The sequence below is a fragment of the Thioclava sp. F36-7 genome (genome assembly GCF_002020075.1).
Classification (GTDB): domain Bacteria; phylum Pseudomonadota; class Alphaproteobacteria; order Rhodobacterales; family Rhodobacteraceae; genus Thioclava; species Thioclava sediminum.
On the sequence record NZ_MPZR01000001.1, the window covers coordinates 504,882 to 517,866 of the forward strand.

Annotated in this window: 12 protein-coding genes; 8 read left to right on the plus strand and 4 right to left on the minus strand. The window is 64.2% G+C overall.

Annotated elements, in window-relative coordinates:
• Positions 1-62 precede the first annotated feature (62 nt).
• The 6 genes from BMI89_RS02175 to katG all read left to right on the plus strand — a co-directional run bounded on the left by BMI89_RS02175 (position 63) and on the right by katG (position 8,757).
• Positions 63-866 (plus strand): IclR family transcriptional regulator, encoded by an 804-nt coding sequence (locus tag BMI89_RS02175; RefSeq protein ID WP_078569657.1) that lies wholly within the window; start codon positions 63-65, stop codon positions 864-866.
• Positions 867-898: 32 nt separating this feature from the next.
• Positions 899-1,960 (plus strand): sn-glycerol-3-phosphate ABC transporter ATP-binding protein UgpC, encoded by a 1,062-nt coding sequence (ugpC, locus tag BMI89_RS02180; protein WP_078569658.1) that lies wholly within the window; start codon positions 899-901, stop codon positions 1,958-1,960.
• On the plus strand, positions 1,957-2,877 hold the full coding sequence (locus BMI89_RS02185; RefSeq protein ID WP_078569659.1) for a Gfo/Idh/MocA family oxidoreductase: 921 nt from the start codon (positions 1,957-1,959) through the stop codon (positions 2,875-2,877). The genes ugpC and BMI89_RS02185 overlap by 4 nt, the downstream gene beginning before the upstream one ends.
• A 27-nt stretch (positions 2,878-2,904) precedes the next feature.
• Positions 2,905-4,053, plus strand: coding sequence for a galactonate dehydratase (gene dgoD, locus BMI89_RS02190; protein WP_078569660.1), 1,149 nt, complete (start codon positions 2,905-2,907; stop codon positions 4,051-4,053).
• 2 nt (positions 4,054-4,055) lie between these two features.
• Positions 4,056-6,254 (plus strand): glycoside hydrolase family 2 TIM barrel-domain containing protein, encoded by a 2,199-nt coding sequence (locus BMI89_RS02195; protein ID WP_078569661.1) that lies wholly within the window; start codon positions 4,056-4,058, stop codon positions 6,252-6,254.
• Between the two features lie 328 nt (positions 6,255-6,582).
• A complete protein-coding gene (gene katG, locus BMI89_RS02200) occupies positions 6,583-8,757 on the plus strand; it encodes a catalase/peroxidase HPI (RefSeq protein WP_078569662.1) in 2,175 nt (724 codons plus the stop codon).
• A 262-nt stretch (positions 8,758-9,019) separates the two neighbouring features.
• On the opposite strand, the gene BMI89_RS02205 is transcribed toward katG, so the two are convergent.
• Complete coding sequence (locus tag BMI89_RS02205) at positions 9,020-9,463, minus strand: YtoQ family protein (RefSeq protein WP_078569663.1); 444 nt, start codon at positions 9,461-9,463, stop codon at positions 9,020-9,022.
• Between the two features lie 240 nt (positions 9,464-9,703).
• Here BMI89_RS02205 and BMI89_RS02210 point away from each other — a divergent pair, with 240 nt between their 5' ends.
• Both BMI89_RS02210 and BMI89_RS02215 read left to right on the plus strand, forming a co-directional pair.
• Complete coding sequence (locus BMI89_RS02210) at positions 9,704-10,102, plus strand: c-type cytochrome (protein WP_246831808.1); 399 nt, start codon at positions 9,704-9,706, stop codon at positions 10,100-10,102.
• 19 nt (positions 10,103-10,121) lie between these two features.
• On the plus strand, positions 10,122-10,355 hold the full coding sequence (locus tag BMI89_RS02215; protein WP_143593792.1) for a hypothetical protein: 234 nt from the start codon (positions 10,122-10,124) through the stop codon (positions 10,353-10,355).
• A gap of 91 nt (positions 10,356-10,446) precedes the next feature.
• On the opposite strand, the gene sigJ is transcribed toward BMI89_RS02215, so the two are convergent.
• From sigJ to BMI89_RS02230, 3 genes are all read right to left on the minus strand, one after another.
• Positions 10,447-11,376 (minus strand): RNA polymerase sigma factor SigJ, encoded by a 930-nt coding sequence (gene sigJ / locus BMI89_RS02220; protein WP_078569665.1) that lies wholly within the window; start codon positions 11,374-11,376, stop codon positions 10,447-10,449.
• The gene (locus BMI89_RS02225; protein ID WP_210402128.1) at positions 11,363-11,815 is read right to left on the minus strand and encodes a carboxymuconolactone decarboxylase family protein; all 453 of its coding nucleotides are present in this window, start codon (positions 11,813-11,815) and stop codon (positions 11,363-11,365) included. Before BMI89_RS02225 ends, sigJ begins: the two co-directional genes overlap by 14 nt.
• 242 nt (positions 11,816-12,057) lie before the next feature.
• The gene (locus BMI89_RS02230) at positions 12,058-12,978 is read right to left on the minus strand and encodes an XdhC family protein (protein WP_168176757.1); all 921 of its coding nucleotides are present in this window, start codon (positions 12,976-12,978) and stop codon (positions 12,058-12,060) included.
• Between the last annotated feature and the right edge of the window lie 7 nt (positions 12,979-12,985).

The following is a 12,985-nucleotide window of genomic DNA, read 5'->3' on the forward strand; positions in this document are numbered from 1 at the left end:
TTTTACATATTGAAATGCTGCCGCGAATCTCTCATCCTGTCAACAGCCCTGAGGAGGAGCCCATGAACGACGCCACGCCAAAGCCGGAGAAATCCGACGGCACGGTTGGACGCACGCTGGCCGTGCTCGACCGCGTCGCCGAATTCGGCCGCCCCGTGCGTTTCGCCGAGTTGCTACCGGTCTGCGATCTGCCCAAGGCGACCCTGTATCGCTTCGTACAGACGCTCACGAACCAGGGCATGCTCGCCTTCGACGAGGACCGTCAGACCTATCGGCCGGGCTTGCGCCTCGTGCGCCTCGCCCATGCGGCCTGGGCGCAAAGTTCGCTTGCGCCGATCGCAGCGCCCTACCTCGACCAACTGTCGAAGGAGACCGGTCAGACGCTGCACCTCGCGCAGCTCGATCAGGGCATGGTGCTCTATGTCGACAAGCGCAACGCGTCGCGCCCGGTCGAGATGTTCTCGCAATCGGGCAAGGTCGGTCCGGCCTATTGCACGGGCGTGGGCAAGGCGATGCTCGCCTATCTGCCGGAGGACGCGCTGCAGAATGCGCTGACGCGGCAGAGCTTTCATCGTTTCACGGAACACACCCTGACCGACGCGACGAGCCTGCGCGCGGAGCTGGACAACATCCGCAAGCGCGGTTTTGCCTGGGATGACGAGGAGCACGAGCCCGGCATCCGCTGCATCGCCGCTCCGATCCTGTCGCCGCAGGGCCGCGTTCTGGGCGCGCTCTCGATCACCTCGGGCCAGCCCGACGGTCAAAAACAACTCGAAACCTATGCCCCGCTGATCCTCGAGACAGCGGAGAAGATCGCGAAAGCGGCCAGTGACTGGCGCTTTCCGGAACAGAAACGCGCCGACTGAACCCCGGCGCGTAAAAACAGGGAGGAGCCCCCGTGAGCGGAGTCGCATTGGAGAAGATCGTCAAGAGATTTGGCGATGCGGAGGTGATCCACGGCGTCGATCTGACGGTCGACCCGGGGGAATTCTGTGTCTTCGTCGGGCCGTCCGGCTGTGGCAAGTCGACGCTTTTGCGGATGATCGCGGGGTTGGAGGAGACCTCGGACGGCGCAATCCGCATCGGCGGGCGCGAAGTCACGAAGGCCGAACCCGCCGAGCGCGGCATCGCGATGGTGTTTCAGACCTACGCGCTCTACCCGCATATGACGGTGGGCGAGAATATGGGCTTCGGGTTGAAGATGAACGGCCATCCAAAGGCCCAGATCAGCGACAAGGTTCAAGAAGCCGCGCGGATCCTGAAGCTCGAGCCGCTTCTGGACCGTAAGCCTGCCGCACTGTCTGGCGGTCAGCGCCAGCGTGTGGCCATCGGCCGCGCGATCACACGGGGCCCGGAGGTGTTCCTATTCGACGAACCGCTCTCGAACCTCGATGCCGAATTGCGCGTCGAGATGCGCGCCGAGATCGCGCGTCTGCACCGTGAGATCGGGGCGACGATGATCTACGTCACCCACGATCAGGTCGAGGCGATGACCATGGCCGACAAGATCGTCGTGCTGCGGGCGGGCAATATCGAGCAGGTCGGAAGCCCGATGGAGCTTTACGACGACCCCGACAATCGCTTCGTCGCGGGCTTCATGGGCTCGCCTTCGATGAACTTCCTCGCCGCGACCGTGGTGGAGGGCCAGCTCGACGTGCCCGCTTTGGGGCAACGCGTTGACAGCCCCGTTGCCTTGCCCGCGGACGGCACGAAGCTGGAAATCGGCATCCGCCCCAACGCGCTGCGCCTGAGCGGCTCGGACGGCAACTTCACCATCGAGATGGCCGAGAACCTTGGCGGCGTCAGCTATGCGCATCTCGACGCAGCCTCCGGCGAGCGGGTGGTTGTGGAGACCGATCAGCGCCTCCACGGCGCAGTCGGCGGCAAGACCGGGCTCAGCTTCGATCCGGCCTCGGTCTATGTGTTCGACACCAGCACGGGCGCACGGGTGCGCGGATGAGCCTAGCCATCGGCCTCGTGGGGCTGGGAGCGATCGCCCGCGCCCAGCACCTTCCCGCGATCGCGGAAACCAATGGCGTGCATCTCGCCGCCATCGCGAGCCGCAATGCCACCCTGCCCGACTTGCCAAGCTATCCCGACCTCCGCGCGATGCTGGACGCCGAGCCCGAGATCGGCGCCGTCTCACTCTGCACGCCCCCGCAGGGACGGTTCGATCAGGCGATGGCGGTGCTGCGTGCGGGCCGCCACCTGATGCTCGAAAAGCCGCCCGGCATGACGCTGAGCGAGGTCGAGGCGCTGCGCGAGACCGCAGCCAAGGCGGGGCTGACGATCTTCGCGACCTGGCATTCGCGCGAGGCGGCAGCCGTGGACGCGGCGCGCCAATGGCTCGCCGGGCGCGAGATTTCCGAAATCCGGATCGACTGGCGCGAGGATGTGCGCAAATGGCATCCCGGGCAGGAGTGGATCTGGCAGCCGGGCGGGCTCGGGGTCTTCGATCCCGGCATCAACGCGCTCTCGATCCTGACCCGCATCCTGCGCCAGCCGGTGCGGCTAACAGCAGCCGCGCTGAGCATCCCGCAGGGCCGCCAGACTCCGATCGCCGCCGATCTGGAGATGCGCGCGGGCGACACCCCGATCACTGCCGCGTTCGACTGGCGGGAAACTGGCGACGAGCTATGGCGCATCAGCCTTCAGACCGAACGCGGCACGGCCATGCTCGACAAGGGCGGCGCGGAGTTCAGCACCGATGGCGAAGTGATCGCCACGGGCGAGAACCGCGAATACGCCAATCTCTACGCCCGGATGCGCGATCTTGTGCGCGCCGGCCAAAGCGATCTCGACCTCGCGCCGATGCGCCTTGTCGCAGACGCCTTCATCAATGCACGTTTCGCGATCACCGATCCTTTCAACGCCTGATCGCGCCCACTAACCCTGAGGACCGATATGAAAATCACCGCCATCGAAACCTTCATCGTGCCGCCGCGCTGGTGTTTCGTGAAAATCTCCACCGACGAGGGCATCTCCGGTTGGGGCGAACCGGTGCTGGAAGGCCGCGCGGCCTCTGTCGCCGCCTGCGTCGAGGAGCTGTCGGACTACCTGATCGGCAAGGATCCCGGCCATATTCAGGACCACTGGACGGTGATGTATCGCGGTGGCTTCTATCGCGGCGGCGGCATCCACATGTCGGCCATCGCGGGGCTCGATCAGGCGCTGTGGGACATCAAGGGCAAGGCGCTCGGCGTGCCGGTCCATTCGCTTCTGGGCGGCCAGCAGCGCGACCGCATCCGGGTCTATAGCTGGATCGGCGGCGACCGTCCGGGCGACACGGCGCGGATGGCGCGCGAATGTGGCGACCGGGGCTTTACGGCGGTGAAGATGAACGGCACCGAGGAGCTGCAATTCATCGACTCCCACGACAAGATCGACGCCGTGCTGGCGCGCGTTCAGGCGATCCGCGAGGAGATGGGCCCCGATTTCGGCATCGGCGTGGACTTCCACGGCCGCGTCCACCGCCCGATGGCCAAGCAGCTCGCGAAGGAACTCGAGCCCTTCAACCTGATGTTCATCGAGGAGCCGGTGCTGAGCGAAAACGCCGAGGCGCTGCGCGAGATCGCGAACCATTGCTCCACCCCGATCGCTTTGGGTGAGCGGCTCTATACCCGCTGGGATTTCAAATCGATCCTGCAGGGCGGTTACGTCGATATCGTCCAGCCCGACCCCTCGCATTCCGGCGGCATCACCGAAACCTACCGGATCGCGGCGATGGCCGAAGCGCATGACGTGGCGCTGGCGCTGCATTGCCCGCTGGGGCCGATCGCGCTGGCGGCGAACCTGCAGCTGGATGCGGTCTGCTACAACGCCTTCATTCAGGAGCAGTCGCTGGGCATCCATTACAACAAGGGCTCGGACTTGCTCGACTACCTGAGCAACCCGTCGGTCTTCGAATATGACGACGGCTATGTCGCGATCCCGCAGGGCCCCGGCCTTGGCGTCGAGGTCAACGAGGAGAAAGTCCGTCAGGCGGCCTCTGAAGGTCACCGCTGGCGCAACCCGATCTGGCGCCATGCCGATGGCAGCTTCGCGGAGTGGTAAGCATGAGAGAGATCAGCAAACTGAACGAAGGCTGGGGTTTCGCGGAAGGCTTCGACGCGGCGAAGGTCGCGGAGCCGCTGCAGGGCGAGACGGTCACCCTGCCCCATAACGCCGCCGACCTGCCGATGAGCTATTTTGACGAAGCCGCGTTCCAGCGTCCCTTCACCTATCAGCGCGAGATCGCGTGGGACGATGCGTGGGCGGGCAAGCTGGTGCGTCTGCGGTTCGACGGAGCGATGGCCGATGCCGTGGTCTATGTGAACGGCGCGGAAGTGCTGCGCCACCGCGATGGCTACACGCCCTTCACCGTCGATCTGACGGACCGGTTCGAGGGCGGCACAGCGCGGGTGACGGTGCATATCGACGGCTCGGAAAACCCCGAGATTCCGCCCTTCGGTGGCCGCATCGACTACCTCACCTATGCCGGGATCTATCGCGACGCGTGGCTCGAGGTGCTGCCCGAAGCCCATATCGCAAGCGTGAAGATCGAGACGCCCGACGTGCTGGACGAGACCAAGCGCGTTCTGGTCAAGCTCGACGCGCCGGGCACGGTGGAGGTGGTTCTGTCGGACGCCGACGGCCACGAGATCGCGCGCGGCGAGGGCACCGGCGAGATCACGTTCGAGGGCCTGAGCGGCATCACGCTCTGGTCGGTCGAGACGCCCGCGCTCTACACGCTGACGCTGACCCTGAGCCAAAGCGGCGACCGCCTCACCCAGCGGTTCGGCTTCCGTCACGCGGAATTCACGCCCGAGGGCTTTTTCCTCAACGGCAAACGCGTGGTCCTGCGCGGCCTCAACCGGCATCAGAGCTTCCCCTATTCGGGCTATGCCCAGGGCAAGCGCAGTCAGGAGCGCGACGCGGAAATCCTGCGCTACGATCTGGGCTGCAACATCGCGCGCACCTCGCATTACCCGCAAAGCCCCTATTTCCTCGACCGCTGCGACGAGATCGGCCTCATGGTCTTCGAGGAAATTCCCGGTTGGCAGCATATCGGCGGCGATGTCTGGCAGGACGAGTCCGTCGCCAATGTCGAGCGGATGATCCGGCGCGACTGGAACCACCCCTCGATCATCATCTGGGGCGTGCGGATCAACGAGAGCCCTGATGCGGAAGCGTTCTACAAGCGCACCAATGCCTTGGCGCATGAGCTGGATGCGACGCGCCCCACCGGCGGCGTGCGCTGCATCACCGACAGCCAACTGCTCGAAGACGTCTACACGATGAACGAATTCATCCTCGGCGACTTCGAACTGCCCTTCTCGAACCGCCCGCGTACGAGTTTGCGTGACCAGCAGGAGGTGACGGGGCTGCCCAAGCGCGTGCCCTATTTGGTGACCGAATATAACGGGCACATGTATCCGACCAAGGCGGGCGACCCCGAGCATCGCCAGCACGAGCATGTGCTGCGCCATCTCGACGTGCTCAACGCCGCCCACGACCCCGATGCCGGGCTCGCGGGCTGCATCGGCTGGTGCATGTTCGACTACAACACGCACAAGGATTTCGGCGCGGGCGACCGAATCTGCCATCACGGCGTGATGTCGATCTTCCGCGAGCCGAAATTCGCAGCCTACGCCTATGCCAGCCAGCGCGATCCCGACGAGGCGATCGTGATGGAGCCGGTCACCGTCTGGTCGCGCGGCGAGCGCAATATCGGCGGGGTGATCCCGTTGATCGTGCTGACGAACTGCGACGAGGTGGAGCTGTCCTACGCCGATGTGGTCAAACGCGTCGGGCCTGATCGCACCCGCTTCCCGCATCTGCCGCACGCGCCAGTTATCATCGATTACGACCATTTCACCCCCGACGAGGTGACCGCTTGGGGAGAGAGCTGGCATGCGGGCCGCCTGCGCGGCTATCGCAACGGCGAGCTGGTGATCGAGCGCGACTTCCCCGCCGATGCGATGTTCGACCGGCTCGAAGTGGCGCCCGATGTCACCGAGGCCGAGGCCGATCCGAGCGAGGAAATCCGCGTGATGATCCGCGCCCGCGATCAGGCGGGCAACAAGCTGCATTTTCTCAACGAGCCCGTTCACCTCTCGGTCGAGGGTCCGGCACGTCTGATCGGCTCCGACTGTCCGGTGCTCGCCGACGGTGCGACCGGTTGCTGGATCCGCCTGACCGGCGAACGCGGCACGATCAAGGTGACCGCGCGGCTTCGTGAGACGGTCGAGACAATCGAGATCGCGGTGGAATAAGCGGCAAAGGCAACGACGCTCTATCAAGGCCATGGGGCAACCCGTTCGCGACATGACATGTCGTTGAACGGGCGCCTGCTTTGGCCGGTTCGAACCCGTCGGGGTCGCATGAAGCCAGCGCTCGGATTCCGCTGACAAAATGCCAATTCATAATTTTACATTATATGTCTTATTACAATTTACAATTTTTTATTTATCACACTGCCTGCTATGAGCATCGGGCAAGGTAGGGACCCACGTGCCGTAGCCCCTATTCGGACAAGCTGCGGCATGTCAGACTTTAACCGGTCTCCCCGATCAACCCCGTGCTCAGCAGGAGGAAGCACAGATGGACGGAAATGACGTGAACACGGGCGGCAAGTGCCCGGTGATGCATGGCGGCAATACCGAGCTTGGCTCGAACGTGATGAATTGGTGGCCGCAGGCGCTCAATCTCGACATCCTGCACCAGCATGACACCAAGACGGACCCGCTGGGGCGCAGCTTCGACTATGCCGAAGAGGTCGAGAAACTCGACTACGACGCGCTGAAAGCCGATCTGCATGCGCTGCTGACCGAAAGCCAAGAGTGGTGGCCGGCGGACTGGGGCCATTACGGCGGTCTGATGATCCGCCTCGCCTGGCACTCGGCGGGCTCGTACCGTCTCGCGGATGGGCGCGGCGGCGCGGGCACCGGCAATATCCGCTTCGCCCCGCTCAACTCCTGGCCCGACAATGCGAGCCTCGACAAGGCCCGTCGCCTGCTCTGGCCGCTCAAGAAGAAATACGGCAACCGGCTCAGCTGGGCGGATCTGATCATCCTCGCCGGCACCGTCGCCTATGAAAGCATGGGTCTGAAGACCTTCGGCTTCGCCTTTGGCCGCGAGGACATCTGGCATCCCGAGAAAGACACCTATTGGGGCGCCGAGAAGGAATGGCTCGCGCCGTCGGACGAGCGTTACGCCAATGTCGACAAGCCCGACACGATGGAAAACCCGCTTGCCGCGGTGCAGATGGGCCTGATCTACGTGAACCCCGAAGGCGTCAACGGCCAGCCCGATCCGATGAAGACTGCGGCGCAGGTCCGCGAGACCTTCGCGCGCATGGCGATGAATGACGAGGAAACCGCCGCGCTGACCGCGGGCGGCCACACCGTCGGCAAATGCCACGGCAATGGCGACGCGTCGGCGCTCGGCGCGGAGCCCGAAGCGGCCGATGTCGAGCAGCAGGGTCTCGGCTGGTTCAACCCGAACCTGAAGGGGCAAGCGAGCAACTCGATCACCGGCGGGCCGGAAGGTGCCTGGACGACGAACCCGCTCGAATTCGACATGGGCTATTTCGAGATGCTCTTCGGCCATGAATGGGAAGTCACCCAGAGCCCCGCTGGCGCGAAACAGTGGAAGCCGGTGGACATCGCAGAAGAGGACATGCCGCTCGACACTTCGGATCCGAGCCAGCGCCGGATGCCGATGATGACCGATGCCGACATGGCGATGAAGGTCGACCCGATCTACAACGAGATTTGCCAGAAATTCATGGCCGATCCGGAGTATTTCAAGGAGACCTTCGCCCGCGCCTGGTTCAAGCTGACCCACCGCGACATGGGCCCTAAGGTCCGCTACAAGGGCCCGTGGGTGCCCTCGGAAGATCTGGTCTGGCAAGACCCGGTCCCCGCCGGTTCGACCGATTGGGACGTGGCGGCTGTGAAGGCGAAGATCGCGGCCTCGGATCTGTCGGTGGCCGAGCTGGTCTCGACCGCCTGGGACAGCGCGCGCACCTATCGCGGCTCGGACATGCGCGGCGGCGCCAATGGCGCGCGCATCCGTCTCGCCCCGCAGAAGGACTGGGAGGGCAACGAGCCCGCCCGTCTGCAGAAGGTGCTCTCGGTGCTCGAGCCGATCGCGGCGGAAGCAGGTGCCTCGGTGGCCGACGTGATCGTGCTCGCGGGCAATGTCGGCATCGAGAAGGCGATCAAGGCCGCCGGTCATGACGCAACGGTGCCCTTCGCGCCGGGTCGTGGCGACGCGAGTGACGAGATGACCGATGCCGACAGCTTCGACGTGCTCGAACCGCTCGCCGACGGCTTCCGCAACTGGCTCAAGAAGGACTACGTCGTCTCGCCCGAGGAGATGCTTCTGGATCGTGCCCAGCTGATGGGGCTGACCGCGCATGAAATGACCGTCCTGATCGGCGGCATGCGGGCGATCGGCACCAACTATGGCGGCACCAAGCACGGTGTCTTCACCGACCGCGAAGGCCAGCTGACGACCGACTTCTTCGTCAACCTGACCGATATGGGCTACAGCTGGCATCCGGTGGGCGACGGCGCCTACGAGATCCGCGACCGCAAGACCGGCGCGGTTAAGTGGACCGCGACCCGCGTCGATCTGGTCTTCGGCTCGAACGCGATCCTGCGCGCCTATGCCGAGGTCTATGCACAGGACGATGCGGGCGAGAAGTTCGTGGAGGACTTCGTGGCCGCCTGGACCAAGGTGATGAACGCCGATCGCTTCGATCTGGCCTGATCGCCTCTCCCGGAGAAAATCGCGCCCCTCGCAGGATGACCTGCGGGGGGCGTTTTCGTTTGGGGGATCGAAGTCTGAGCATCAGAGGGCGGCGCCAGACCGCCGGGTGGGCGCCCTGCCCTTCGTGGTCAGCGCTTTATCCCGGCCAAATCCGGACGATCTCGATCCGCGCGCTAACGTAGCCAAAGCGCCCGCCCGAGGGGGCGGTCGGACGCTGCCCGGGCCGCTCACGCGGCTGATCCGGGCGGGGCACTGTTGTGCCTTACAGCGCCGCCGTCGTCACATAGCGCAGCGCGCGGGCCACCTGTTCGGGCGTGCGCGCGACCGCATTGGCTGCGGCATCGATCTCCTTGAGCGCGTGATCGTGCTCGGGCGGCTGAAGCACGATGATCGGCTTACCGAGCGCCGCCGCATAGCCCGCATCGAAGGCCGCGTTCCACTGCTTGTATTTCTCGCCGAAGCAGACAACGAGCACGTCGCAGCGCTCGATCCCGGTGCGGATGCGGATCGCGTTGAGCGACGCGCCCTTGCGGTCATGCCAGAACTTGTCCTCTTCCGCGCCGAAGATCTCGACCCCGCAATCATCCGAGGCCCCGTGATCGGTCACAGGACCGGACCATTCGATCTCGAGCCCTTCGCAGGCCGACTTCACAGCCTCGCGCCAATCGGTGTGAATTTCGCCGGCCAGATAGACATTCAGTTTCATCGCATCCTCTTTCGCTGTCGCGTGGGCCCCGCTTCGGACCGCATCGCTTTTCCGGCGCGATCCTTGAGGATCGGGACCAGCTTGGCAACCTCTCCGGTCGTCCGCCCCCCTCCGATCCGCTCCCCATGCGCTTGATCCGGCAGCACGCATAGCGACAATGTCATTGACGCCGGTCAGTGCGCAAAATCGGCCACCTGATTTGCTGTGAAGTGTTCGAAATCCTGGGAGGAGGAGAAAGCAATGAACGGTGTGGTGATTTCAAGCATGGCAGCACTCCTGCTGCTGACAACAAGCGCTCTTGCGCAGGAGGATGCCGGTCGCGAGGAATACATGGTCGCCTGCGCTGGATGTCATGGCGAGTCAGCGAAAGGGAATGGCCCACTGGCAGGGCTGCTGGATATTCAGACACCCGACCTCACGAGCCTTGCGGCGAAGAAGGGCAACGGCGAATTTCCGTTCGACTACGCGCTTCGGATGATAGATGGGCGAAACGAGATGCGGGCGCATGGCAGCAAGATGCCGGTCTGGGGGGACCGTTACGCGGCCTCGGCGACCAGCGAGCGCGGAGAGACGGCGGACATGGTAGCCCGGGGGCGCATCCTGTCTCTCATCTATTATCTGGCCTCGATACAGCAGTAGCGCCCCGGCGCAGATGGTGGTGGGCCTCGGCATCTGTGCCGGCACTTTGATCGGCGGGCGCGCGGCCGGTCGCTACCGCTTTGGCGCGATGAAGATGGCGACCTTCAAACTCGCCAATGCCCTCGGCGCGGCGACGGGCGCGCGCAAGGAGTTGATGATCATCGACGGCGCCCATCACATCGACCTCTACGGCCAGGCGGACATCATTCCCGTCGGCAAGCTGCAGAGCGTCTTCGAAGGCCATCTGGCCTGATCACACACGAGGCAGGAAGCCGGGCCTCGCGTCCGGCTTCTTGATGTCCGCGGTCATGCCAGACGAAACCCGCGATGTGGCTTAGTCCACATCAATCGGCCGAACAGCAAGGAGCACGCGACCCTTCGGATGGAAATCCATCCTCTGCAGGATGAACGTGTCGCAGCTTCTCGGGGTTTCGGACAATCCATATTGCTTTGATCTTTCCGGAATGAACCGCGAAGGCCGTAGTTTGCAGGACGCCATTTTCCCGCACCACATATCCTGTTGCTCCGTTGATCAACTGCGGCCTCGGCACCGGCCCAGACGTCAGCTTGCCCTTCCGGGCCAAGCCTTCGAAGAAGCGCGCGGCGTTCCGGCTCCCTCTCAGCACGTTGATCGCCGCCGGAACCTTGCCGCCGCCATCCGTATGCACCTCGATATCTTCAGCGAAGATTTCCAGCAGCCGATCCATGTCGCCCTCGCGGCTTGCGGCCCAGAATGCCGCGACAAGCGGGTGGGTCTCCCCTGCCCGTTCCGGCGGGCTCTGATTGGCACCGGCAAGCTTGCGTCTTGCCCGCGAGACCAGCTGCCGACAATTTACGGAAGACTGGCCGACGACCGCCGAGATCTCTTCGAAACTGTAATCGAACCCGTCGCGAAGAATGAACGCTGCGCGCATCTCGGGCGATAGTCGATCGAGCGTGAGCAGGAGTGCGATCCCCACATCTTCGGTCAGGATCCAATCGCTTTCGGCATCCGCCGCATGGTCGGTGACAATCGGCTCGGGCAGCCACGCCCCCACATAGGTTTCCCGCCTCTTCTGCGCCGATCGCAGATGGTCGAGGCAAAGGCGCGTGACGACGGTCGACAGCCATTGCGCCGGACGTTCGATGCCGGAGAGTCCGACGGTTTGCAGTTTCAGCGCCGCATCCTGGAGGATGTCTTCCGTCTCCGAGACTGAGCCGGTCATTCGATAGGCGAGCCCCGCCAAGCGGCGGCGCTCCCTTTCGAAAACCTGCTGTGTCTCAGGCAGCTGCATGATCGCGCTCTCTGATCTTGTGGGTAGACCGGAATCCGATCGCGAAACGGTTCCAAGAGTTAATCAACGTAACAGCGAAAGTCAGGTCCACGCATTCGCGCTCCGTGAAAACATTTCTGAGACGCTGGAAGACTTCCTCCGAGGCGCCCTGTTGTTCGATCCTTGTCAGGGCTTCGGCCCAATCGAGTGCGGCGCATTCGCGTTCGTCAAACGCAGGGCTTTCACGCCAGGCCGCCAGCACATCGAGCTTTTGCTGCGACACACCCGCATCCCGCGCGGCAGGCGCATGCATATCGAGGCAATAAGCGCATCCGTTGATTTGCGACACGCGCATCTTGATAAGCTCCCGCAGCATAAGCGGGATCGAAAGCTCCTTCGTCGCGTCCTCGGCTGCCCTCATGGCCTTCATCGTCTCGGCGGCTGCTTCGTAGTAGTTCATTCGGGGCGTCATCGGCATCTCCTTGGGTTATATACCAGAAGACGAGACAGCCCCCCGCTTTGTGACAGGCGGAAAGAAAATCTCTCTGTTCAGGTCGCCGGGTCTGGAGCCTAAGGGGACCTACGCCTTTTCGCCAAAGCCATGCGCCGGAAAGGACGAACTCGGTCGAAGCTTTGGTCGCGCGGGGCATTTTAACGTAGATGCAATTCGCGGCGGCTTGTTCGGGCCAGCACCCGCGAATTTCAAACGTCGCGCTGCACGTCTTCAAGCACCTCGGCCAGCACCGACACGGCCAGCAGCCGCGGATCGCGCGCGGATTGGATCAGCCCGATCGGCCCATGAACCCGCGCGCGCGTCGCCGCGTCGATACCGCGAGCTTGCAAACCTTCCTGCCGCCGGCTTTGCGTGCGCACGCTGCCTTGTGCCCCGATGTAGAATGCGGGGGTTGCGAGCGCCGCCTCGAGAATATCCAGCTCCCAATCGTGGTCGTGAAACAGAAGGATCACCGCCGTGCGCGCGTCGATGGCCACGTCTGAGGTGATCGCGCTTCGGTCCAACCTGCGCACCGTGCAGCCTGCACCTTCGGCATTGGCGAAAGTGGCATCTTCGGGCGTGAGCAGAAGATGCGGCGCGCCGGTGCCCCGCACCAGATCGGCGAAGAACACCGCCTCGGCGCCAGCACCGAAGATCACGAAGCGCGGCTCGGGGCGAAAGGCGATACGCAGCTCTCCCGGCTCGTCGGGGGTCTCGTCTTCCTGCGTCAAACGCAAGCCCCCCGAGGCGCTCAGTCCCAAGGCCGCCTCCGCGCGGCGCGCCCGCCTTGCCGCTAGCTCGCTAAGCAAGGAACGGTCCGGCGCGGGGATCACCGTAACCTCGAGCGCGCCGCCGCAGGGCAGCTTCAGATCGAAAAAGGGCGAACCGGCCCCATAGCGCAGCTTGCGCACCTGCCCGTCGGCCAGCGCCGCGCGCGCATGTTCGGCCACATCTTCCTCGATACAGCCTGAGCTGAGCGCTCCGAAGCGCCGACCATCCGGCAAGATCGCCATCGCGGTGCCGACATTGCGATAGGCCGGACCTTCGATGGCAGAGATCACCGCGATCGCGCCGGGTGTGTCGGACCTTGCCAGTTCGAACCACGGATCTTGCGCGGCGGGATGGGTCACGGCTGGC